This window comes from Rubripirellula tenax (assembly GCF_007860125.1).
GTDB lineage: Bacteria > Planctomycetota > Planctomycetia > Pirellulales > Pirellulaceae > Rubripirellula > Rubripirellula tenax.
Genome location: NZ_SJPW01000002.1, coordinates 348702 through 373084 on the forward strand (window position 1 = coordinate 348702; position 24383 = coordinate 373084).

The following is a 24383-nucleotide window of genomic DNA, read 5'->3' on the forward strand; positions in this document are numbered from 1 at the left end:
GTCAATTCAAGGATGCGTACAAGAGTAATCAAGTGATGCTCAAAGAGAGGCAAAATACAGGTCCAGTCTTTCGAGTCTTGACAATAGGCGGTCAACGGACCTACTGGCGACGACGTCCGAATCCGTTCTTCCAGTGTTGCCTTCGTCTCCAGTCGCCGAATCCGAGACGATAACGGCGTTTCGTAAGCGTTTAGCGAGTCGGTCATACGTCCGCTGGCGACGTTGTCGCACGGATTCTTCTTCCGCTCCGCCTACCTCGACCGATGGAGTCGTCGTCACTGACGTGGTAGCCAATGAGGTCGCTTCGACCGAGTCCACGCTGGCCATGACCAACTGCGTAGTCGCTGCGAGCGACAAAGCGGGCGCGGCCGACAGGGCGGCTGCTGGAACCGAAATTGGTGCGACGATGCCAGCGGTCTGCTGGTTGCTTCGGACGATTCCCGTATCCGTCGCATTCACCCGACCGTCACGATTGACGTCGTAGATGCTCGTCACAGCGGAAGAGTTCGCTGCGGTCGATTGATTGCCGCGGACAGCACCGGTGTCAGTCGCGTTAACGCGAAGTTGCGTAGCGGTATTGCCGATGTTGAAGTCGCCGATGACGTTTCCAAAGTAGAACACGTCATCCGATGCGAGGCCGGTGGTTGTATTCGCGGCAACCTTCACGCGAAGCCATGTGTTCTGGACCGCGTTGTCCGGGAATGTGATCTTGACCCGTGTCGATCCACCTACGCCACTGCCAGCAAGAATCGTCACCGATGGAATCGCGGCGGCAGGTAAAACATCAAACCCAGCCGCGCTGATGCCGTTCCACTGTGCAAACTGCAAGCTTCCCAAAACGAGACTCTCGGTTGCGGTCGTTGGAAGATCGTTGATGTCAACGATGACGCCATTGAGTCCGCGAGAGTAGTTCGTATAGTTCGCATAAGTTGACGATTCGCCGGGCAGTAACGCACTCTTGTCGCTCGCGATCGCGTTGTCTGCTGAACCAACGCTGCTTAGATTGGCGCCCGTTGCACCATTGTAGAAAACACTTCGTGTCGCAATCGTTGCGACGGTGATTGGGTTGATGTTTTCGGCACCGGGCGTGGCGACCGACAACGACAATAATTCCGAAGCTCCATTGGGAAAACGTCCGTACGAAACGTCGGTGGTCTGTGCACCAAACACGACCGAGTCAACCAACGTCGTGCCGTCGATATTGTAGAGCGAAACAGACTCGCCACCGGCCGACAGTTTGAATGCGGCGTGATTGATTCCTTGAGCAACTTCGTCATCGGCCCAGACGATCAGATAACCGTCCGCGCCGATGGTCGATCCAGCAGGGAATTGCCACTTCGTCGGACTGGTAGGGTCGTCGGTCAAATAGAAACCGCTCAAATCCACCGCCGTCGCGCCGGGATTGTACAGCTCGACCCAGTCTTCAAACGCACCGGCTTCGTCCGGATCTTCAATCGTCGAGGAATTGGATGCCATGATTTCGTTGATGTAGATCACGACCGGTTCAACCGTTGGGACGGCGGCGATATTGCTCGCCCCAAACGTGGGTTGGGACGTTACTTCCAATTCACCAAGGCCGTCGGGGATGCGAGCCAGTGTGTTGCCGCTTGAGACTGCGCCGTAGGGAATCGTATCAATCACCGTCGTGCCGTTGGTCAGAAACACTTCCCCACCGGATGCACTGAGCGAAAAGTTGGCGTGATTGCTGCCTTCGCCGGTTTCACCATCAACCCAAATCGTTAGGAATTGACCATCGTTCAGACTGCCCGTCGGAATCGCCCACTTGCTAAGTTCGGTGGCGCTATCGGTCAGGTACAACCCAGCCAACGATACCGATCCGGGACCGTTGTTGTAAATTTCAACCCAAGGATCGAAGTCACCCGCTTGGTCTTGTGCCGTTGCGACGTTGGCGGACATCAATTCGTTCAGCGCCAAATCCGACTGCTGTGCATATCCGTCTAAAGTCGAAGACAGGTACGACGCCCGAGATGAGATGAAGCTCGTCAAACCGTAAATCGTCCTCCCTCCCGACGTCACGTTCGTCGTCAGGTTCGAATTGAACTGTGCGAGTGTGAACTGCTTGTTAGGATCGGCCGAGACATCGGAGCGAATCAGATTCGCTAGCTTGTTGATTCGAGTGGAGGCTGAGGTGGTGTCGAAACCTTCACGCAACATTTCGGCGAGATCGCGCAGATACGCGGTACTGTACTCTTCGACCGCCCACAGGTTTTCGGCCAGCGGACGCAGTTCTTCCTCAACGGGCTGTCCGGGACGCCCCCCCGTACCCACCGGCAGAAAAAACGGATCGAGTTGGACAACGTTGGTTCCTCGATCAACAAACTGGGTGAACGTGCCGAACGATTCGTTTGCATCCCACAACAAGTGTGTGAATTGGCCCGTGTCATCACGGTCATACAAGTAATAGTTGTGAGCCGCGCCCGAGTACGAATCCAAGTTCACGAACAGGTTGTTCAGCGCCAGCGAAGCAAGCGTGTCCTGAACGTCCAGCAGCGGTTCGATCGCATCCGCCAACTCGGCCGACGGAGTATTGTTGAGCACATCGATCATCTCGATCAACTGCGAGTAATCGTTCGCGGCTTCGTTCGTCTTCAGTTCATAGAAGGCTTCGTAAGCAGCTTGATCGGTACCCAAATACGTCAAGTCTGAACCAAAGTCGGCTGATGGATCTTCCAGCACGGCGTCGTCCGATGCCGTGCCCTTGTACAAATTGCCGTCTTCGTCGTCACCAAATCGGCTTTGCGTGAACGTCGAATCCACTTGTTCAACCGCCGTGTACAGCCCGTAGAATTCGCCGTTGATCGTGACCCTGGTGAACACCGCGCGGCCAACCCCTTCGACAAAGTTCGAAGCGTAGTCGTAGAACAACTTCTCCCGCAGCATCGTGGGGTCTTTGTAGTTGTTGTTCAGGTTCAGCTTCTTCATCCCCATGAACGTCAGATCTTCGTACTCGTTGAAGTCAATCTTGATCGACTTCTTGACGCCGCTGCCGCTAAACGACGAGTTCCCTTTGAAGCGAACACCGACGTTGTCCAGTGCGACCCCGTCCGCGACAAAGTTGGCCTGGAAATAGGGGTCGGCTGCATCGGTGTCGTGCGACGTAAACAGCGTGTTGTACCAGTCGGCATCCTCAAACGTGATTGAGAGTTCGTGAACATAGGTGTCGTCAAAGAACGCAGCCGCTTCGTCATCGATGGTGACGGCTTCCCACGGCGATGCAACTTCGCCCACTTGCGAGATTTTGATCGTACCGGTGTCCACACTGGTCGCGCCGTCATCATCCGTCACCTGCAAACCGACGACGAATGTTCCGACGGTGGCCGACGAGAAGCTTGCCGATTCACCAAACGCATCGTCGTACTCGCCGTCGCGATCGAAGTCCCAAGCGTATGTCGCAATCGTTCCGTCGGAATCGGACGACGTTGCAGCCGTCAACGAAATCGTATCCGCCGTCGTGCCGAAGTAGGGACCGCCCGCATTGGCGCTCGGCGCCAGATTCGCTTCGCCAACGACCGAGTTTGCAGCACCGGGCGTCGGCGTCGTCAGGACGCTGAGCGCTGCGCTACCATCGGGTGAACGGCCATAGGCGACATCAGCCGTTTGCACACCGAACTCGATCGAGTCGACCAGAGTCGCGCCGTCGGTGTCGTAAAGGGCGACCGCTTCGCCGCTGGCCGACAACTTGAACGGCGCGTGGTTGTTACCCTGTTCGGGTTCACCATCGGCCCAAATCAAAAGGAAGCCACCGGCGGCGACGGTCGATCCAGCCGGGAACTGCCATTGAGTGGGCGCGTTTACATCGTCGGTCAGATACATGCCGCCCAGATCGACCGCTGCCGTACCGGCGTTGTAGATTTCCACCCAATCCTCAAACGCGCCCGCTTCATCGGGGTCTTCGATGGTGGCCGTGTTGCTGGCCATGATCTCGTTGATGAAAAGGTCACCGGCCAGCAACTGGCGGGCTTCCAGCGCCTCGGCACACAGACGACGCGACGGCCGACGACGGCGTGGTCCTTTGCGATCCTGCGAGCGGTCAAACTTTGATAACGTCCGACGGAAAAGACTCTGGGATTTCGACATCGTGGCAATGGCTTCCATTGGAAAGTTGATTAGGACCCCCCGTGTCGGGAGCTCAACGCTGGGAGCTCAGCATGCAAGTTGCAGTGCATCGAGCGGGGATGGATTTCTTCGTTAAGAAGCAACGCGCCGTCTGGCGAACGGAAGGGCCAGCGAAAATTCCGGCTTTTCTGATTTTTTCGATATTCACGCAAGAACTTCGAGAAACGGGCCGGCGGCAGTTCGGCTTCAAAAGCTTGAAGCCCCGTGAAGGACATGGATTCCATCGCGGCGGCCTGGCCCAAATTTCCCCCTGGAAGTCGGCAGGCGACGGGGCAAAGAGGCGGCTAAACTTCGGCAGAGGGAATTGCGCCAGATCAAAAAAATCCGTACCCCATTCAAACTTCCCCGCCTAACGTTCAAACTTCCCACATCGCCCCCGTAGCTCAGCTGGATAGAGCAGCTCATTCCTAACGAGCAGGTCGCAGGTTCGAATCCCGCCGGGGGTGCCTGTAAGCTTGTCCTGATGCCTCCGAGGTCATCAGGGCAGGCTTTTTTCGTGGTTTCTTACGGGTAGACTTGCTTCCCGATCGGCCCTGATCGGCAGAGATGACACCGCCAGTGACACCGCCGCGGTGTCGCGACGATGCTGGCCTCGGAATCCTGGCGGTGTTCTTGATCCTGGCGGTGTTCTTGGCAGTTGTGCTGTCGGTCCTTGGCCAGCGAGCAGGAATGGATGTTCAAGACCGAATCGGAACAACGCGACGGCTTTGAGCTGGTCGGCCGGTTGCCCGATGATGCTTGCGATTTTCCAAGTTGGTTTCGTGGTTGAACCAGACTTTACAGTCCGGTCTGCTTTGATTCAGGGTGACCCGTGCAATCGATGTTTCCAGGCCGCGCATCGTTATAGAAGATGCCCAGCGTTTCCAACGTCCAAAGTGCAGATTGCACCATTGGCCAGTTCCCCTCGAACCATTCCTCACGCTCACGCTCGTAGGCTTCCATCACGTCAGGCGGGAAGTCAGGTGGACGGCCGACGTAGCACTTCCCGAAGTCCAGGATGTACGGAGCTGCCACGATCGACATCTCGATCACTCGCAAATCGCTATCGAATTGCAGCATTTCCGGCACCGCAAATCCATCGATGTCGCTGATCTGATGCGTAGACAGAATTTGGTAGCAAGCCAATTCCCGATCAAAATTCACCACTCGATCGAAGACTTTGATGGCTGAATTGTCATTCGTTCTCCAAACGTATCCCTCTTGCCCGGTTCCAAGTAAGCTGTCAAAGTCGGTCTCACGATTCAACGCCCGACAGTATTCGGTAGCACGCTTTCGAGAGTCAATTTCGTTCATGCAGACTCCACGAGACCCTTATTCCGCGAAAGTGGTTCTTCGACTCGCCGTCGCCGGGCAGATACTCGCTTTAGCCCAGGTTGGCCCAGAGTTCATGATTCTCAGAGAATCAGCGGACATTCAAACGAACACCGGGCGAATCGATGTCATCATCGATCAACGTGTCGCATCAAGTCGAGAGGTGGTTTTACCTCATGGGATACAGTCGCAGTCAAGACGGGTCGCCTACTTCTAAGTTTGTCGGTTGCTGTTGACCACCGAGGCGAAGGTCGCAGCAATCCGCCCATCTGTCCGGTTGTCGCGATTGCTCGACAACGATCACGACTTGGCAACTCGAGCTCCTCCCGAGTTGCGACAAGACCAGCGTTTAACATCTAAGACAATCAGGAATGCAACGGTCGTTCGATGCGTCGATCGTGTGCCAAGTATTGATCCGGCAAAGGCCGGGGAATGAAGCCCAAGCGGGCCGAATGTGGATGAGCGACGAAGCCCCTTCGTGTCTGCCGTGTTTGTCTTTGGAATCATCGCCGGATACGAAGACCAAAACGATCACGACTCACTGCGAAGTAATCCCATCTTTAAACTCATCGCCGGTCGGTCGCCCGAAGACGATGACTTAGCCAACCGATCATCTCACGGTCGGAGAACGTCGTCACCGCAACCGATCTGCTGAAGATGAAAGACTGATTCATCGACCGTTTCGTCGATTCCTTTGCCCAAGCGCCAGCCGAGATCACGTTGGACATCGACACCTTCGACGATCCCGCGCATGGCAATCAACAGCTCGTCCTCTTTCACCGTTTCTACAACCAGTACCAATTTCAAGTTCGCGCGATCACTTGTGCACAGAACGACATGGTCGTGTTGCCGAGTCTGCCCTTTGGCAGTGCCCACGCAAGCCTGGGAGCGGCCGATGATCTGCGGCGAGTTGTCGAAAAGATCCGCGAGCGATTTACGCACGTGACGATTCACATACCACAGCTGCAGCAATTCTTGAGCTTTAATGTCCTGGATTGAACACGATGACACCGCCCGTGACACCGCCGATCCGGTTGACTGGCCTTTTTCGGTTTTTCAGTCCCGTTGTTCGAATCCCGCCGGGGGTATTTCTTTGAAAGCCTGGTGCCGAATTGGCGTCAGGCTTTTTGGGTTTGCAGTTTGCCTTGGTAGCGGTCGTGGTACGGCTGGTAATGAAAGGTGTCGTTATTCAGGCGACGAATCCAGATACGTACAACGAACGCGGGCTTGGGAGCACTTGGCGGGTATCTCCGCCTTGGACTCAAACATCTCCGTTGGTTGCCGACTTATATTAAGCGGCATGACGCAGCGCACCCCCAGCCTCTTTGATGACTTCGACGACGAGAGTTTTTCGGTGGACTCGTTGGACGATCTGATCGATCAGCGTCGGATCCCGATCCGACGCGGCGACTTGCTTTCATCGACGCCGATCTCCGTCGACGTGCAGCGACTGCGAGCCGACCATCGTGTCGCGGGGATGTTGATCGGTGTCGGCGTTGGCGATGCGCTGGGGCATTCAACGGAGTGGCGTTTTGATCCTGATTCGCGTCACCAACGATTCGGAACAATCGTCGATCACTTGCGCGGGAGCGACGTGCGAGCGGGGCGGATCAGCGATGATGCGCAAATGACATTCTGGACCGTCGAACGATTGCTCAGCCATGGGCGATTCGAATTCGATGATGTCGTCGGCTGCTTCGTCGATCGACAGGGCAAGATCGTCGGGATGGGAAAGAACACGGGCGCATCGCTAACGCGCCATCATCGCCGACTGCAATCGGGACGCGCGTCGATTGAATCTTGCGCGGGCGATCCGATCATCGAAGGCCGCGGCAACGGCGGGTTGATGCGGTTTGCGCCGATCGTTTTGCCGTACTTGCGTCAGCCCTCCAACGAAATGTACGCCGATGCGATCATGTCCACTCTGGCCACGCACGGCAATTCCTGGGCTCTCGCGTCGATCGCACCGATGACTCACTTGTTGTGGAGCGTGTTGGCACGCGATGTCGATGATCCGCCGCCTGATGCGTGGTGGCTCGACGAGTACATTCGCGTCGGTGCTGATATCGAAATCGGCCCCATGCCGTATCCGCTGGACACGGATCCGATTCCGAGATGGTTCCAGAACTTTCGCGGCGGACTGTGTGATTTTCTGGATGGTCCGGTACGAGACGCGTTTCGCAAAGGAGTCCCGCTGCGTGATGCGTGTTCCCTGGACGGATTTGGTTCGCGAGCCGACATCCTGCAGACCGTTCCTGCCGTTCTGTACACGCTGATGTGCCACGCCGACGACATGACGAGCAGTCTGATTGCTGCGGTAAACGATACGAAAGACAACGACACGATCGCGGCGATCGTGGGCGCGTACGTCGGTGCCATTCACGGACGCAAGGCGATTCGTGGCCGGTGGATCGACGGGATCACGTCCTACAGCCTGGGTTGCCAAGGAAAAGAGTCGCGTTGCGATCGCGATGTGATGATCGAGATGGCGGAAGCGGCCGAAGAAAAATTTTCGTAAAGAGGCATTCCGATTGACCAAACGTGTCAACGGACCCCTTAGAATGTTTTTTGTTATGAACAATCGCATTTCAAACTCATCAAACGGTGCGAATTCACCCAAGGGTTCTTGGCTGTTGGCCGAAGAACTCTTTGAAGCGGGTGACCATGGGTTCGTCGACGAGATTTGTCGCATCGACGACGTGGGTCGGCTGGGTGCTTTCGCGAAGACTTGGTACGCCGATCGTCGCCCAGAAGCACGGCGGCTGTTGGATCAGTACCTGCAATTGCCGCTTGCACATTATCGCCACGAATCGCTGGTGAAGCAGTTGTTCAAGTTGGCCGAGGCGGCCGGCGACGACGAAGTCATGGGTTGGTTCATGGTGATGCTGGACCAGGTGGTTCGCCGCGAAGTGGTCACCAAACACCGATACGATTGGCGATCTCGCGAGCAATGGACGGAACAAACCATTCGCATGGTGCCGCGGACGGAGTTGCCGAAGACTTACAATCCGCGGTCCACGCCGCCGAACCAATGGGCAACGCCTGCCCAGCGACTTCGATACGAACAATGGCAAGGTCGTTTAAGGTTGTTTTCGGTGCGAACGCGCAACTACCTGCGTCGCCGAGTGTGGCGTTACTTCCGCGAACTGGGTAAACGGGATCCGGTTCGCTATGTCGCCGCGATGACCGGTGCGTTGCCACGATACCAGGACGATGCGTGCCGCGACGGGCTGGCGCTGATGGACAATTGGTCGCTCGTCCACGTCATGTTCCACGATACGGACGTGTTGGAATCGACCGCCAGCGGATGGCGGCTCGGCGAAGGAAAATCATTGTCGGCGTTGTCGCCCAAGCCAATCTTTTTGAAGGCCTGGACCGCGGCGCCGATGTCATTGATCCAAGTGTGCGGAAACGCATCGGCCAGACCCGTGCGACAATGGAGCTTGCAATTGCTGCGAGATCATTGCGGCGATTCGCTAAAGTCGCTTTCGATCGAAACGATCTTGGCGTGGCTGGCCAGTGACGATGTAGAACTCGCGGATTTCGCGGCCGATCGGTTGAAAGAGTCGCCGGAAACGGCATCGATCGACACGCCGACGTGGGTGCGTGTTTTCGATGAAGCGAACTCCGACGTGCTGGATAAGGTCTGCGATGTGGCTCGCTCGCATATGAAGGCTGGTTCGCTTTCGCTTGACGAGATGTTGAAGTTAGCATGTGCTACGCCCGCGCCGGTGGTGCAAATGTCGCTAGATTGGTTGAAGCAACGATCGGTATCGGAATCCGAGCGAACGGAAACGTTGGTGCTTGTCGACGCGAAATGTGACGCCATGCGAGAGCCACTTTTAGCGTGGATGATCGAGATCCTGCGAGGCGGCGAGGCCGGTGTGGATCAGCGCAGTCGGCTGTTGGAATTGCTGGACGCACGGCAATCGGACGTGCGCCGCGCCGCGTGGGTTTGGTTCACCAGCGATGCGGTGCTGAATCGCGACATAAGCCTTTGGCAATCGTTGATGGAGTCGCCCTACGAAGACGTGCGATTCGGTTTGGTCGACCAGTTGCGACGCAATGAAATTCCGGCCAAGGAAGTGACCGGCCGATTGGTTCGCAACAATGGGCTTGATGCGAATCTTTTACGAACACTGTGGGCGACGACGCTGCTTGGCATTCATAGCGGTGGAAAACATAAACCGGCGGTGATCACGGCGATCGCCGATCGGTTGGGTCGACGACCCGATGAAGTGGATTCGTTGTTGCCGATTTTAACCGTGGCGGTAAGATCGATTCGCCGGACGGAGTTTCGCGCGGGGCTTGCGGCGTTGGTGCAGTTGATCCAGCGGCGTCCCGAGTTGTCGTCGGCGGTCGAAGCAAATTTTCCGGAACTGCAATTGAACTTGAAGTGATTTTGAAACTGGCACCCGAGAGGAGAGTGGACACGATCGAGACCAATTTGCTGCGGCGTTCCGCCGTGGTTTGAGTTTGCTTTGACATGCTTCCCCAAGGCCGTTGTTCGATCGCCGGATACACCACTGTATCGGCGGGCCGAGACAACGTGGTTCCCTCCGATACAGTGGTGTATCCGGCTGAGTGAACGACCTTGGGCGGCGCTTCGAAGTCGATCGTGCCGCTACCTCTCGGGTGCTTTTTTATTCCCTTTTCTTCGCCATGCGTTCGACACACCTGACGGGAGTCGATTGCAAAACATTTGACTCCGTTACCCTCGAGCGCATCCATGCAAATCGATCTCGCCTATCGTCGACGCAGCGGTGTGGATCGTGGGCCGGCGGGTCTTGCGATCGCGTTGTCGCCGAACCTGCGCCGCGATCGTGTTAGTTTCGATGGCGTGCTGCGCGAGCCTCTGCGATTCCGCGAAGCGGTCAGTGCGCTGCACGAGATCGTGATCAGCGACCTGCGCTACAAGCCTCGTGATAAGTCGACTTACGAAGCGTTTCAGGCTGCCGAGCAACAGAGACGCCAAGCGATCTACACCGGGGCGACGCGTGCCAAGCGAGACGAGATCAAGGCCAAGCAACCGCTCGTGATGCCCGACGGATTGGAAGGGCGATTCCGTACGGCGCGGAAACAATACTGGCGAGCACGCCAAAAGTACTCCAACTATCTGCTGATGCATGACCGCGAATTATGGCGGCTGTTGATGCCATGTGATCCCGTCATGACGGTCGCGCCGGACAGTCTGTTTTTCGAGTGCTTTAGCGCCGACGAGAGCAGTTACGGTTGCTTGAGCGTTTCGCGAGAAGCGTTTAAGCGCGAGGACGCGGTTTCGCTGGGCACGACGAACGTTGACTACACATGGCCGCTGTACGAACACTTCCAAACGCTGCGCAGCTACCGCGAAACGCGATTCACGATCGACCCACAAGGATTCGACGTCGCGACCACCGGGACGGATTCGCATCGCGAAGAAAAAGTGGATCTTCCCAACAGTTGGCTGCGAGGTTTCATGCAGTTGCAGTCGGCGATGAGCCTGCCAATGCGACGTGTGCCGGTCAGCCGCGAAGGGCTGTACAACGTCCTGGCGTTTTTGCGACGGCACAAGGCGGCGCGCAGCCCGCGTGCGGTTCGCTTTGAATTGATGCCGGGGCAACCGGTGCGAATCGTCTTGGAACCGTGGGAGCAACCGATCGAACTGCACAGCACACCGTATGACGGTCCCCGCGGTGAGACCATTCGCGTATGGGGACGCGACCGATTGCGAGTGCTGGCGCGAACTCTACCGATCACCGATTCGGCCGATGTCTATCTGCTCGGAAACGGCTTGCCGAGCTTTTGGGTGACCCAGATGGGCGACATGCGTTTGACGCTGGGATTGAGCGGATGGACGACGAACGATTGGACGGCGGCTTCGGCGCTGACGCAATTGATGCCGCCGACGGAGATCAACGAGGTCATGTTGACGGCCGTTGCGGCGGCGTTCAAGTCGGACCCGGTGCGGACGTTTGACCAACTGACTTCGTCGATCGATTTGCCGCCGGCGAAAGTGGCCGCATCGTTGAATCGATTGGCGTTGTTGGGGCAAGTGATTCACGACTTGCCGCACAGCGTCTATCGCTGGCGGCAGGTGATGCCTGTGCCGCTGACGGCCGAGCAGGTCGGTGGTGATGACAAGGAAACGGTGGAAGCGCGTGTGTTGATCGGTCGGGCCAAGTTCGACATCACTCGCGACGAGGTTTCGCGTACCGGCATGCGATTGATCGAAGCCTCGATCAACGATCGGTTTGACGGAAATCGCAAAGTGGAAATGGTCATCGATGGCGACGGGCGAATCACGCGAGGTCAATGCAAGTGTTCGCATCATTTCACGGGCGGATTGCGACGTGGTCCTTGCCGCCATTTGCAGGCGGTCCGCAATCATATCAACGCGATGACGAAAACCGACACACTTGATTCTTGGTACCAGAGTTTTTGGAATTGAACGGATGACGGACTCAACCACACGCCAAGTCGTCAGCCAGTTGGTTTTGAACCAAGTCGCGGCGGGCGCAATGTTCACCGCGTATGACATCACGCTGCAGGCGCGTGGTCGCGGAATGCAGTTGCGACATGGCGAAGGTCGTGATCTGGTTCATGAATTGTTCAACACCGGTCGGATGGGAACGGACTACACGCGAACGGTCGTTGACCTAGGCACCGACGCCAACCCGATGGTTTACCATCGACGCGGCGACAGTCCCCGCACCTATCAATCAGGATCGACGGGGGCGACGGCGGCTTCCGCCCCACCGGGTGCTTTACCGACGCAGCCCTTCCCACCCGCCGCGGCGCCTCCGGCAAATACCCCTGGACTGATCGGTCGCTTGGTCAAAGGTTTGTTCGGCGGCGGCAAGGACCAACCCATCGTGGGCCGTGTCGTTGGGGACGGCGGGAATGCGGCGAGTGGTGACGATGTTGGCGCTTTGGCGCTTCGGCCCCCTGCGTCGCTAGATTTGGATGCGAGTGATTTCTTGCCGATTTCCCGCGACGATTTGATGTCGGCCGCGAAGACGACGACGTTGTGGGGAAACCCATGGTTCGGACGTCGCGATATCATTCCGCCGATCGGAGACCCTCGGACGAAGCTGATCGATCGAGCGATGGTGGCGCGAGGGATTCTGACGCCGGACCAGTTGGCAGAGATTCACCGCATCGGCGCGGACATGGATCACTATCGACCGACCCAGATCTTGATCGAGTCACAAGCACATTCCGCGGGTCGATCGGCCATCGAAGTCGACGACAAGCGGAAGGCCGAAGAGAAGGCCAAGAAGAAAGCAGAGGCGAAGGAGCGAAAAGAAAAACGTCAATCCGACATCGCCGAGCGTAAGGCGACGGACATCGTGTTCCTCGGGCGTGGCGTATCGGGACAATTGCATCTGCGCGACAGTGATGCCGAAAAACTTGCTGCGGCTGATTTGCCGATCTTGTCGACACCTGCCGAATTGGCGTCGGCGTTGGGTTTGACGATATCGAAGCTTCGCTGGCTCGCGTTCCACAACGACGTCGCGACTCGCACGCACTATGTTCGTTTCGAAATTCCCAAACGCAGCGGCGGGACACGCCAACTCAGTTCGCCACATAAACTGCTGGCCGAAAAACAACGGTGGATTCTGAAAGAGATTCTGAACAAGTTGCCCGTCGAGGACAGTGCGCACGGATTTGTTCGAGACCGTGACATTCTGACCAATGCAATCCCGCACGTCGGCAAAGATGTCGTGTTGAACATGGATCTTGAGAACTTCTTCCCCAGCATCGGGTTCCCTCGCGTCCGGCAAGTTTTTAAAGGCCTCGGCTATTCCCCGGCGGTCGCTACGATTCTTGCCTTGCTTTGCACCGAATCGCCAAGACGCGCGGTCACCTATGCCGGCCAGCCGTACCTGGTTGCATCGGGTCCACGCGGCTTGCCGCAAGGTGCGTGTACCAGTCCGGCGATCAGCAACCAAGTCGCCAAGCGATTGGATCGACGCGTGCAAGGGTTAGCGACGAAGTTTGGCGTCGCGTTCACACGCTATGCCGACGATATGACAGTATCGGGTGGCGCCGAGATGACGACGCGGATCGGTTACATGATGGCAAAGTTGCGGCATATTGCCGAAGACGAAGGCTTCGTCATCAACCGATCCAAGACCCGAGTGCTGCGGCGAAACACGGCACAAATTGTCACTGGTTTGGTCGTCAACGATAAGCCGACCGTTTCGCGAACCCAGCTTCGCCGCATCCGGGCGATCCTGCATCACGCCCATCATGACGGTTTGTCGGCCCAGAATCGCGAACAGCACGCCAATTTCCGTGCTTGGATGCAGGGCATGATCGCGTTTGTGGCGATGACGCGTCCCGAGTTGGCCAAAGATTTCTTGGCACAATTGCAATCCGTGAGGGACTGAGCCCTTCTCGTTTGCACCAGGACAGCACGTTGTGAACTTCCGAACATTGTGAATGACGTTGCTCTTTTCAATTTCAATTCTGAGAAGGTCGAGGACATGGGCACGAAACTGGCGAAGGACGCCTATCCGGAGAAAGGTTCCGCATCTGACTTTCAGTGTTTTGGTCCACCAGCGACCAAAGATGGCGAATTCGATGCTGTAAAAATCTGTGACCTTGGTTGCTTCACCCAGGACGGGAAAGACACCAACAAGTACTACCACGCGGCGGTGGTCCAACATCGCAAATCAAAAAATTGGTATGCGTATTTTGAATGGGGACGCACCGGCGCGGCGCGGCCAAGTTTTCAGTTTGTTGCTTGCGGTGGCGAACAGGATGCCGTAAATAGTTTCGCTTCGCAGTTGCATTCCAAAAACGATCGGCGCGGACAATGGGTAACCGTCGCGGGAATCCGTACTCTGCGTGCAAAGCCGGGCAAAGACTGCTATCTCGTTCGCCCCATGGCGACCCGGAGTACCGGTTTGCCGGATGCTCGCAGTATCAAAATCAATGAAGGTGCAAAACCGAAACCCGTCACCGGCAACGCAGTCGACGGATCAAAAAAGAAAGCGACCAAAAGAAAGTCGGCGACAAAGACACCCAAAGTCGATGAAGCGACGCGTGATTTGTTACGAGACTTGAGCATCGCCACGATCGCTTACACCCGCGGCAGCATGGCGGACGAGAGCCTGCCGACTCAGGCCGCGATCGATGACGCTCGCAAGATTCTTGCCGAGGCCCAAAAACGCCAAACCAAGATCGGCGACAGTATCAAGAAGCAGGTCAAAGACAAAAAGCTTCTTGAGATGACGACGCTGATGTACGGCAGGATTCCGAAACGCAAAGAATTGCGTGCCGAACCGGAAACATGGGTGCTGACCAAAGACAACGTGCTGCTGTGGTCCAACGACTTGGACGCATTCGAGAGCGCTCTCTATGCCACCGATATCGAACAGGACGACGAACCGGTCAATCCGCTGTCCGAATTGAATTTGGATATGAAGTGGATTGATCCGAAATCAACAACCGGGAAGTGGCTCTACAAATGGTGGCCAACCGCGACAGGTAATCGGCACAGCTACATCAAAGACATGACGATTCGCAATCTGTGGGAAATCGAACGTCACGCTGATAAGGATCGATTGAAGAAATGGCAAACGACGATCTGCAAAGCGAAACCAAAGATCGCCGAGCGGCCGTTGTACCAGCCAAAGACTCGGTCCGATTTGCCAACCGCGACCCGTAAATCGTACAAGGATTCCAACACGGCTTTGATGTTCCACGGCACGCGCAGTGTAAACGTTCGGGGCATCATGAAAGAGTCGTTGCGAATGCCCAAAGAACTGGTGGGCGTCGTAATTTCGGGCGCGATGTTCGGCCCTGGACTTTACTTTGCCGATGACTGGAAAAAGTCCGCCGGCTACACCAGCTTGACGAACAGTTATTGGAGTCGCGGCAGCGGAAGCGTGTCCGGCCGTGGCGCGTTTATGTTCGCGATGGATGTCGTCCTTGGCCAGCCGTTCGTGGCGCCTCACGCACACGGCTACACGGCACCGCCGGATGGGCATCATTGCGTGTTCGGCAAAGCGGGTGATTCCGGTGTTCAGAACAACGAGTACATTGTGTTTGACACGAACCAACAAAAAATTCGGTACTTGGCCGAGTTCGATGTTGGTTAACTCTATCTCCGAACACCATGATCGATATTGAAGTTCAGCGTGGCGACATCACCAAGCTTGATGTCGATGCAATCGTCAACGCGGCCAATGAACGGATGCTCGGCGGCGGTGGTGTCGACGGAGCGATTCATCGCGCGGCGGGTCCCGAGCTGCTTGCGGCTTGCCGGGTGTTTCCCGAAACGAAGCCCGGCGTACGTTGTCCGACGGGCGCCGCGCGGGTCACGAGCGGATTTCGATTGCCCGCTCGGTACGTGATCCACACCGTCGGCCCGGTTTGGAACGGCGGTATCCATAGCGAGCGTGATCTATTGGCCTCCTGTTACCGTCAATCGCTTTGGTTGGCCGAAGCAGTCGGAGCCGCGTCGATCGCTTTTCCGGCAATCAGTTGTGGGATCTATGGGTTTCCGATTGTCGAAGCCGCTGAAATTTCTGTGAGGACGATCCGACTGGCCGCCGAGTCTCACACGGCAATTCGTTCCGCCGTTCTGGTCGCTTTCGACGACGAAGTCTTCGACGCTTGGACGGAAGCCGCTCGTTAGGCCGCCGGCGATTGCTCTAGCGATCGTTGGTGCCTGGCGATCGTTGGTACAATGGGGATGTCGACAATTCTGGTCGTTCCCACATTGATGAGCACTTCATGAGCGTTTCGTTTCGGATCCTTTCGTTCTTCCTATGCCTTGGCATCTTCAACGGCACGGGATTCGGCGACGACTTTCCCCAGCCCTTCAACAGCGAACCGATTTCCGATCAGTCTTTGATGTCGGCAAGCGAGTCGGCTGCATCGATCAAGTTACCCGACGGATTTCGAGCAACGGCGTTTGCGGGTGAGCCTGATATCCAAAATCCGATCGCGATGACGTGGGATGGTCGAGGTCGTTTATGGGTCGCGGAAAATTATACCTACGCCGAACGGACGCAGCGTTTCCAGCTGGATCTGCGCGACCGAGTTGTGATTCTGGACGGCAGCAACGGCGATGCTGCAACAAAACGCACCGTGTTTACCGACAATGTGCAGATGTTGACGGGCATCGAGGTCGGTCACGACGGCGTCTGGTTGATGTGTCCGCCGAAGCTGATTTTCATCCCCGATCGCGACCACGACGACGTCCCCGACAATGATGGCGAGATTGTCTTGGACGGATTCGAAGTCGCCCGCGCCAACTATCACAACTTTGCCAATGGACTTCGCTTCGGTCCCGACGGGTGGCTCTACGGCCGATGTGGCGGTTCGTGCCCGGGACGAATCGGCAAACCTGATGCCCCCGACCACCAACGATTGGCTTTGGAAGGTGGCATCTGGCGCTATCACCCCACGACGCAGCGCTATGAAGTACTGACCACGGGAACGACCAATCCTTGGGGACATGATTGGAACGAGTTTGGCGAGATGTTCTTCATCAACACGGTCAACGGGCACCTGTGGCACATGATCCCGGGCGCCCACTTCACCCGTCCGTTTACGCTGGATCCGAATCCTCGAACTTACGAGCTGATCGACTTTCACGCCGACCATTGGCATTTCGATACCAAGGGTGCGTGGCACGAGTCACGCGACGGTGTCGCCAACTCGTTCGGCGGTGGCCACGCGCACTGTGGCACGATGATCTATCAAGGGGGTCGCTGGCCGGCCCAGTACAACGGAAAACTATTCACGCTTAACTTTCACGGCCGTCGCGCCAACCAAGAGTTACTAGATCCCGTCGGCAGCGGCTACGTGGCTCGCCATGAACCGGACTTCTTTCTCTCCGATGACCCTTGGTTTCGCGGAATGGAAATCAGCAGCGGCCCCGACGGTAACGCAATGGTGCTGGATTGGTCGGACGCGGGCGAGTGCCACGAACATACCGGCGTTCACCGGACTAGCGGGCGAGTGATCAAGATTTCGTCCGATGGCGGGGTCTCGCGTCTTGCCGATGAACCCGTGATGCCCGTCAGCGATCTGCGAACGTGGTCCGCCACGCAATTGGCAACCAGCCATCAACAAACCAACCATTGGTACACCCAACAAGCAAGATTGGAGTTGGCGAGGCGACAGTCAGGCAGCGGAGATATTGGCGAAGCGAGAACGTTGTTGACCGAGTATTTCCACAACGCTGATCGCCCCCAAGTCGCCGTTCAATCATTGCTGACGCTGCACAGCCTGGGTTTCGCAAGCGATGAACTCTTAGCATCGACTCTGCAGCATGCTGAACCCCACCTTCGCGCTTGGTCGATTCGCATGATCACCGATCAGTGGACGATCGACGACGCGCTGGGACCGGCTTGGATTGAAACAGAACAAGCGACCAAGATCGCCGACGAAGCGAGTCGGTGGTTGCCGACGTTTATCGAACTGGCGACTTCGGATCCTTCGCCCGTCGTGCGACTAGCTTTAGCGTCCACGATCCAGCGATTGCCGGTTGCGATGCGAGCGTCGCTTGCAACTCCCTTGGTGGCTCACGCGTCGGACGCAGGCGACCATAACTTACCGTTGATGATTTGGTACGGTTTGATTCCCGTCGCCTTGGAGTCCCCGGGCGAATTGGTTCCTGTCGCTGCGGCATGTCAATTGCCAACGACGTTGCGATTGATGACGCGGGCCATGGCCGAGCAAATGACCGAGCTTCCCGAGCCGATCGATCGACTGATCCGAATCGCGGTCCAGCGCAACGACGCCGCATATACGGCCACCGTATTGGCCGGCATCAGCGAAGGATTGCGAGGTTGGCGAACCGCACCGCGGCCTGCATCGTGGGACCGACTGATCGAATCCGATTCCGCAACCAACAATCCGAACGTTCGCGAATTGAGCGTGGTGTTCGGCGACGGTCGTGCGATCGACGAATTGAAGGCGATCGCACGAGGCAAAACGGAAGCAGATTCGGAAATGAGGCTGTCCGCGCTGCAGACGTTGATCGATATCGAACCGAGTGATCTGCGTCAGATATGTGAGTCACTGCTTGCGGACGCAAAGATGAATGTCTTGGCGGCGCAGGGGCTTTCAAAATTCGACGATCCCAAAATCGGAAAAGCACTGGTCGCCCGCTACAACAACTTTCGTGCCCCCGAACGGCCGAAAATCATGTCGATCCTCGTTTCGCGACCAAACTTTGCCGGGGAGATGCTCAGCGCGATCGATCGCGGCAAGATTTCCCGCAACGATCTATCGGCCTATCAAGTTCGACAAATTCACAGCCACGGCAATGAACAACTCACGAAACAAGTCAGCGAAGTTTGGGGCGAGGTGCGCGATACGCCCGAGGCGAAACAGCAAACGATCGATGCGTTGAAGAAGTCACTGACGGCCGAAGTGATCGCGTCTGCTGACAAAAGCCATGGGCGAGAACTGTTCCAAAAGGCTTGCCAAACTTGCCATCGACTCTACGGCGAGGGCGCAAAGGTCGGGCCCGATTTGACGGGCGCCAATCGAGGCAACCTGGACTACTTGCTGTCAAACATCATCGACCCCAGCGCGGTCGTCGACAGAGACTATCGCATGTCCATTTTGTTGTTGGATGACGACCGAATCATGAACGGGCTGATCATCGCTGAAACCGATCAAACGGTGACACTGCAGACCTCGACCGAGTCTCTGACAATCAACAAAGACACGATTGCATCGCGAAAGATAACCGAAAAGTCGCCGATGCCCGATGGCTTGTTCGACGCGCTAACGCCCGTTCAGATCCGCGAATTGATCGCGTACCTTTCGCATCCCACGCAAGTTCCGACGCCGTAGTTTCGGTGGCGTGGTGCTTAACCGATTCGTCTACCAAACCAGCCCGGCATCGCCGAGGCGTTTTTTGGTTTCGATCATCAACGCGTCTTCGTCGGCTTCGGTCGGGGCAACGTAGGTGACGCTGAACCGCAAGAACGCTCCCGCGTCATCCCAGGGCACGGTGACGATGCCGAACTGTTCGATCAGGTGACGCGTCGCGTCTTCGGCGGCGGCAAACGTTTCGCCCGACTTGGTGCCCGAGGGTGACTTGGCGTAAAGGAAGTACGTACCGCCGGGGACTTCGCATTCGAAGCCACATTCCTTCAGCACCGTGACCAACTTCTTCATGCGGCGCAAGTACTTTGATCGGATGTTTGCGGGAATCGCGTCGTCGTCCAGTGCTGCCGCGGCGGCTTTTTGCGTGGCGATAAACTGGCCGCTGTCGGAGTTGTCTTTGACGTCGGCGAACGCCGATACGATCCGCGGGTGGCCGCATACGAACCCCATCCGCCAACCGATCATGTCGTAGCCCTTGCTCATCGAATGGACCTCGACACCGACGTCCATCGCGCGCTCGCAAAACATGTAGAGAAGCCGGAAATCACTTCGCCCGCTACTCGGAATCCGAATCTTCGCGACTGAAACTCGTAAGCTCACCCCGAGGAAATCGCACTCGGAGTGATTTCCGGACAGACACTAGTTAAGCTATCGCGTCAACTTCGGGTGCATGAGCCGAGGCTTTGGTGCGAGTGCGTTGCTGGAAACGGGCGTTTTAGTGAGGGGTGATTGATGTTGAAATTCTCTGGTCGTCATTGCGGTGGGCGCCGGGCGTTCACGTTGTTGGAATTGTTGGTTGTGATTGCCGTGATTGGCATCTTGGTGGCGCTGTTGTTGCCGGCTGTTCAATCGGCTCGGGAGGCGGCGCGTCGGATGACGTGCTCCAATAACCTGAAGCAGATTGGGTTGGGGCTGCAAAATTACCATTCAGCGTTTCGCCAGCTGCCAAAAAGCATGGGTGGGACGATGTCGTTTCAGCGCAGCGCCACCCGGGCGTCCGTGACCAACCGCTTGCGGCTGGGGTGGTTGGTGCCGTTGACTCCGTTCATCGGCGAACAGGCGACATGGGAGCAGGTCGTTCATGGTTCTGATGGCACGGGAATCCGCTATCAATCGATGGGGCCCGCGCCCGAAGTGGGCGACTTTGATCCCTGGCAACGAAACATTCCGACCTATCGCTGCCCCAGCGAACCGGTCGTGTCCGACGAGTACGGACGGGCTAATTACGCCGCATGCGTCGGTGACTCGACAAGATTGGTCCACTCGGGAGGCCGCAATTCAATCGGGGTCTACCAAGCGGACAGGTCCTTTAACGCGGGTTTATTGGGTGTCATTCCGATTCAGGACGCGAGTATCATCGTCGAAGCCCGCCACCATAATCGAGGGATGTTTCGGGCTCGCCACCGGACGCAATTCCGCGACGTAACAGATGGACTTTCCAATACGATCATGTGCGGTGAAATCTCGACAAGTTGGGATCCGACGCTGGTGAGCGCCAACAACGCTCTGTATTCGGGTTTGGTAAGCTCGATCGGTATGCAAGCCGTATCGATCACGGCGTGCATGGAACAGATCGATCCCCTGCGGCCGACCCGTCTGAGAACGAGTGTGAATGTCGGTGAATTTCATATGCTTCGCGGTCTACTTTGGGCCGATGGACGGCTGACGCAAACCAGCTTCAACGCGATTTTGGCACCCAACCAGATGAGTTGCTTCCAGCATACTGATATGTCCCAAGGAATCTCGACGGCGGCCAGCCTGCACGCCGACGGCGCCCATATTTTGATGGGTGACGGAGCGGTGCGATTGGTTACCAACAACATCGATACCGGCGCCCCACAATCGGTCGCCACAGCGAGCACCGCCGGGGAACCGAGCGTCTTCGGCGTTTGGGGAGCCATGGGAACGCGGGCGTCACAGGAAACCATCGATGATGGGGTATAGTAGGGCTGATTGCAATTCTCGACTGATTTTGGATTCTCTCGCCGTGCAGGATCACTACCCAAATTCATCACCGAGGACTCTCGTACGCATTGCGATCACGATGATGTTCGTCGCCGGGTCGGCATCGGTCTCGCTTGCCGCCGAGTCGTTCGATTTCGTCGCGGATATCTATTCCGTGCTTCATCGTTCCTGTTTTGAATGTCACGGTGAAGAACGCCAAGATGCCGGGTTGCGGTTGGATCAAGAATCAAGCTTGACGGAATCGGGAATCCTTGAGGCGGACGATCCCGACAACAGCGAGTTGGTTCGGCGGATCGAGTTGCCGCGAAATCATGACGAAGTCATGCCGATGATCGGCGATCCCCTGTCGAAATCGGAAGTCCGTGCGATTCGCAAGTGGATCGCTTCCGGTGCGACATGGCCCGATGGTTTCCAGCCTCCGCCGCATTGGTCTTACGTATTGCCGACGCGACCATCGCTGCCCACCGTTTCAGATCGCCATTGGCCCCAAACGCCCCTCGATCATTTCGTGCTGGCGCGGTTGGACGATCTGGGTCGGGCGCCGTCGGAAGCCGCCGATCCCGCGGTGCTTCTTCGTCGCGTCCACTTGGACTTGATCGGACTTCCACCATCGCTTGATGAAGTGCGTGCATTCGAAGCGGATCCTTCGAACGAGCACTACAGTCGCGTGGTCGATCAATTGCTGGCGCGAACGCAGTTCGGCGAGCACTGGGCGCGTCCTTGGTTGGACCTTGCGCGGTATGCCGATTCGCATGGTTTCCAACGCGACGACCTTCGTGACTTGTGGCCGTATCGCGATTGGGTCATTCGTGCGATCAACGACGACATGCCGTTCGACCAATTTACCATCGAGCAACTTGCCGGCGACTTGTTACCCGATGCGACGGAGTCTCAGAAAGTGGCGACCGGATTCCATCGCTGTTCTCCGACGAACGTCGAAGCCGGTGCGTTGCCGGAAGAAACTCGCGTCGAGCAGGTTCTTGATCGCGTCAACACAACGGCCACCGTTTGGTTGGGCTCAACGCTTGAGTGTGCCCAGTGCCATGATCACAAGTTTGATCCGTTCACCATCAAGAACTATTACCAGTTCGCTGCGTTCTTCAACCAAACCGAAATTGAAGCCGATCGATCGGATCCAAAAACGATTTCGTCGATCCGATTTCTCGGCCCGTCCATGCCGATCGCCGACGCGGCGCGTGATCAAAAACGTCGCGAATTGGAACTGATGAAGAAACCACTCGTCGTTGAACGCAAGGCCTTGCGATCCAAGTATGAAGTCGACTTAGACGACTGGGCAAAACGGCTCGCAAAGGATTTCAAACAGTCCCCCCAATTGCACGTGATGAAGATCACTGGGTTCGAATCCGAAGGAACGACCGATTCGTACCAGGTTCGCAACGACGGTGCCGTGTTGTTGGTCGGTGACGATCCGCCATCGTCGGACCGATACCTGATATCGGCAAAGATCGATGCGTCGGACATACGCGCCATTCGCTTGGACGTATTGACGGATCCGTCGCTGCCCGGGACTGGCCCCGGTCGCGGCGACCCCGTCCGAAACAATTTTGTGTTGAACGAGTTTTCGGCATCCTTGGTTCGGCGTGACGGCATCAAAACGCCGCTTTCTTTCGTCGGCGCACGTGCCGATCATTCGCAGGGATCGTACGACGTGGCGATGGCGATCGACGGCATCGAGAAGACAGGCTGGGCCATCGCGCCCCAGTTTTCGCGGCCACACTGGGCGCTATTCACGCTCGAGAAACCCTTGAACGAAAATGGGCCCGTCGAGGTCGAGTTTGTTTTGGATCAACGGTTTGGCAACGCGAGAACAATCGGTTGTCTGCAACTGTCGGCCGTGTCGGGCAATCCGGACCACGACACGATTCCCGATACGATCGTTTCGTTGCTGAACAAACCCAGCCAAAAATGGTCGGCGAAGAATCGCAATGCGTTGATCGATTTCCGATCGCAGTCCGACACCGCGATGCTGCTGTTGGACAAGGAGATCGCGGCAATCGATCGATCCTTGTCCGACGTCGCTCCCGACACGACGCAGGTGATGTCAGAACTGGATCAACCGCGACCCTCGTACGTTTTCATGCGAGGCGACTATCGTTCACGCGGCGAATCGGTCCAGCCGGATACTCCGGCGTTCTTGCATTCGATCGAAGAATTGTCATCCGGCGGCAACCGGTTGGCCTTGGCGAAATGGTTGATCGATCCGTCCAACCCGTTGGTCGCGCGAGTGACGGTCAATCGAATTTGGGCCGATTTGTTTGGCGAAGGAATCGTTCGCACGCGAGAGGACTTTGGGATCAAAGGCGACCGACCCTCGCATCCGAAATTGCTGGACTGGTTGGCGGTCGATTTTGTCCAGCACGGTTGGTCGATGAAGCATTTGGTCAAGACGATCGTGATGTCCAAAACCTATCAACAATCGTCGGCGACTTCGTCGGAGTTGTTGGAGTGGGACGACCAAAACCGATGGCTCGCGCGGGGGCCGCGAGTTCGCTTGGATGCCGAAACGATCCGCGACAACGCGCTGGCGATCTCGGGATTGATTTCGCTTGATTCCTTTGGCCCACCCATTCGCCCCTACCAGCCCAATGGTCTTTGGACGAAGGTCGGTGGACAGAAATACGATTACGTCGTCAGCCCGGGGAATCAAAAACATCGTCGTGGCGTTTACGTGGTCATCAAACGCGGCGCACCGTATCCCAGCTTCACGAATTTTGACGCGGGGAGCCGGTTCGCGTGTACGGTACGGCGATCACGAAGCAATACACCGCTGCAGGCGTTGACCCTGTTGAACGATCCGGTCTATGTCGAGGCAGCCAAGGCGATCGCGCTGCGGGCGGCCACCAGCGCGAAGCGACAGTCGGTTGAGTCAACGATTTACGACGAATTTCGACGATGCGTGGCGAGAGAACCGCACGTCGACGAAGTTCAGTCGATGTCGTCTTTGTGGTTGAATCAGTCGGCCGAATTGGACGCGCATCCCGACCGAGCCAAACAGTTGGCGGTTGGGCAACAACTCGACGGTGTATCCGAAATCGAATTTGCATCTTGGTTCGGTGTCGCCAACGTGATGCTGAATTTGCACGAAACGATCACCAAGGAGTGAA

14 protein-coding genes, 1 tRNA gene and 1 pseudogene are annotated in these 24383 nt (G+C 56.9%); 13 read left to right on the forward strand and 3 right to left on the reverse strand.

All coding sequences use genetic code 11. From position 1 onward, the window contains the following. Positions 1–39: 39 nt before the first annotated feature. Positions 40–4116 (reverse strand): CotH kinase family protein, encoded by a 4077-nt coding sequence (locus tag Poly51_RS07070; protein WP_146455775.1) that lies wholly within the window; start codon positions 4114–4116, stop codon positions 40–42. Positions 4117–4509: 393 nt separating this feature from the next. Here Poly51_RS07070 and Poly51_RS07075 point away from each other — a divergent pair. Together Poly51_RS07075 and Poly51_RS30335 are read left to right on the forward strand one after the other, a co-directional pair. Next, a tRNA-Arg gene (locus tag Poly51_RS07075) sits at positions 4510–4583 on the forward strand. Positions 4584–4683: 100 nt separating this feature from the next. Then, positions 4684–4848: a hypothetical protein gene (locus Poly51_RS30335; RefSeq protein WP_186775400.1), complete on the forward strand. Its 165-nt coding sequence runs from the start codon at positions 4684–4686 to the stop codon at positions 4846–4848. Between the two features lie 66 nt (positions 4849–4914). Here the strand turns inward: Poly51_RS30335 and Poly51_RS07080 are convergent, their stop codons facing one another. Beyond that, the gene (locus tag Poly51_RS07080; protein ID WP_146455776.1) at positions 4915–5430 is read right to left on the reverse strand and encodes a hypothetical protein; all 516 of its coding nucleotides are present in this window, start codon (positions 5428–5430) and stop codon (positions 4915–4917) included. 505 nt (positions 5431–5935) lie between these two features. Between Poly51_RS07080 and Poly51_RS31735 the strand changes: the two genes are divergently transcribed. From Poly51_RS31735 to Poly51_RS07130, 9 genes are all read left to right on the forward strand, one after another. Further along, the gene (locus Poly51_RS31735; protein ID WP_390621772.1) at positions 5936–6103 is read left to right on the forward strand and encodes a transposase; all 168 of its coding nucleotides are present in this window, start codon (positions 5936–5938) and stop codon (positions 6101–6103) included. A 17-nt stretch (positions 6104–6120) separates the two neighbouring features. Further along, the gene (locus tag Poly51_RS07095; protein ID WP_146455782.1) at positions 6121–6447 is read left to right on the forward strand and encodes a transposase; all 327 of its coding nucleotides are present in this window, start codon (positions 6121–6123) and stop codon (positions 6445–6447) included. A gap of 301 nt (positions 6448–6748) precedes the next feature. Further along, positions 6749–7966, forward strand: coding sequence for an ADP-ribosylglycohydrolase family protein (locus Poly51_RS07100; protein ID WP_186775402.1), 1218 nt, complete (start codon positions 6749–6751; stop codon positions 7964–7966). Positions 7967–8021: 55 nt separating this feature from the next. Next, a complete protein-coding gene (locus Poly51_RS07105) occupies positions 8022–9848 on the forward strand; it encodes a hypothetical protein (protein ID WP_146455787.1) in 1827 nt (608 codons plus the stop codon). Positions 9849–10177: 329 nt separating this feature from the next. Next, positions 10178–11878, forward strand: coding sequence for a hypothetical protein (locus Poly51_RS07110; RefSeq protein ID WP_186775403.1), 1701 nt, complete (start codon positions 10178–10180; stop codon positions 11876–11878). Positions 11879–11882: 4 nt separating this feature from the next. Beyond that, complete coding sequence (locus Poly51_RS07115) at positions 11883–13823, forward strand: reverse transcriptase family protein (protein WP_146455789.1); 1941 nt, start codon at positions 11883–11885, stop codon at positions 13821–13823. 48 nt (positions 13824–13871) lie between these two features. Continuing rightward, the gene (locus Poly51_RS07120; protein WP_146455791.1) at positions 13872–15539 is read left to right on the forward strand and encodes a WGR domain-containing protein; all 1668 of its coding nucleotides are present in this window, start codon (positions 13872–13874) and stop codon (positions 15537–15539) included. A 17-nt stretch (positions 15540–15556) separates the two neighbouring features. Next, positions 15557–16078 carry an O-acetyl-ADP-ribose deacetylase gene (locus tag Poly51_RS07125; RefSeq protein ID WP_222435807.1) on the forward strand — a complete coding sequence of 174 codons (522 nt, stop codon included), beginning with the start codon at positions 15557–15559 and terminating at the stop codon, positions 16076–16078. A 98-nt stretch (positions 16079–16176) separates the two neighbouring features. Further along, on the forward strand, positions 16177–19257 hold the full coding sequence (locus tag Poly51_RS07130) for a PVC-type heme-binding CxxCH protein (protein WP_146455793.1): 3081 nt from the start codon (positions 16177–16179) through the stop codon (positions 19255–19257). A gap of 30 nt (positions 19258–19287) precedes the next feature. Here Poly51_RS07130 and Poly51_RS07135 read toward each other — a convergent pair. Beyond that, a pseudogene (locus Poly51_RS07135) lies at positions 19288–19830 on the reverse strand (aminotransferase class I/II-fold pyridoxal phosphate-dependent enzyme); the annotation flags it as partial. Between the two features lie 195 nt (positions 19831–20025). On the opposite strand from Poly51_RS07135, the gene Poly51_RS07140 reads away from it, so the two are divergent. Next, positions 20026–21237: a DUF1559 family PulG-like putative transporter gene (locus Poly51_RS07140; RefSeq protein WP_146455795.1), complete on the forward strand. Its 1212-nt coding sequence runs from the start codon at positions 20026–20028 to the stop codon at positions 21235–21237. Between the two features lie 100 nt (positions 21238–21337). Beyond that, on the forward strand, positions 21338–24382 hold the full coding sequence (locus tag Poly51_RS07145) for a PSD1 and planctomycete cytochrome C domain-containing protein (protein ID WP_186775404.1): 3045 nt from the start codon (positions 21338–21340) through the stop codon (positions 24380–24382). The last annotated feature ends 1 nt before the right edge of the window (position 24383 follow it).

Bases quoted from the DNA above. Each gene is read 5' to 3' on its own strand.
- Poly51_RS07125 (WP_222435807.1), top strand. From the start codon at position 15,557: ATGATCGATATTGAAGTTCAGCGTGGCGACATCACCAAGCTTGATGTC.
- Poly51_RS07110 (WP_186775403.1), top strand. From the start codon at position 10,178: ATGCAAATCGATCTCGCCTATCGTCGACGCAGCGGTGTGGATCGTGGG.
- Poly51_RS07145 (WP_186775404.1), top strand. From the start codon at position 21,338: ATGATGTTCGTCGCCGGGTCGGCATCGGTCTCGCTTGCCGCCGAGTCG.
- Poly51_RS07100 (WP_186775402.1), top strand. From the start codon at position 6,749: ATGACGCAGCGCACCCCCAGCCTCTTTGATGACTTCGACGACGAGAGT.
- Poly51_RS07140 (WP_146455795.1), top strand. From the start codon at position 20,026: ATGTTGAAATTCTCTGGTCGTCATTGCGGTGGGCGCCGGGCGTTCACG.
- Poly51_RS07080 (WP_146455776.1), bottom strand. From the start codon at position 5,430: ATGAACGAAATTGACTCTCGAAAGCGTGCTACCGAATACTGTCGGGCG.
- Poly51_RS30335 (WP_186775400.1), top strand. From the start codon at position 4,684: ATGACACCGCCAGTGACACCGCCGCGGTGTCGCGACGATGCTGGCCTC.
- Poly51_RS07105 (WP_146455787.1), top strand. From the start codon at position 8,022: ATGAACAATCGCATTTCAAACTCATCAAACGGTGCGAATTCACCCAAG.
- Poly51_RS07070 (WP_146455775.1), bottom strand. From the start codon at position 4,116: ATGGAAGCCATTGCCACGATGTCGAAATCCCAGAGTCTTTTCCGTCGG.
- Poly51_RS07115 (WP_146455789.1), top strand. From the start codon at position 11,883: ATGACGGACTCAACCACACGCCAAGTCGTCAGCCAGTTGGTTTTGAAC.
- Poly51_RS07130 (WP_146455793.1), top strand. From the start codon at position 16,177: ATGAGCGTTTCGTTTCGGATCCTTTCGTTCTTCCTATGCCTTGGCATC.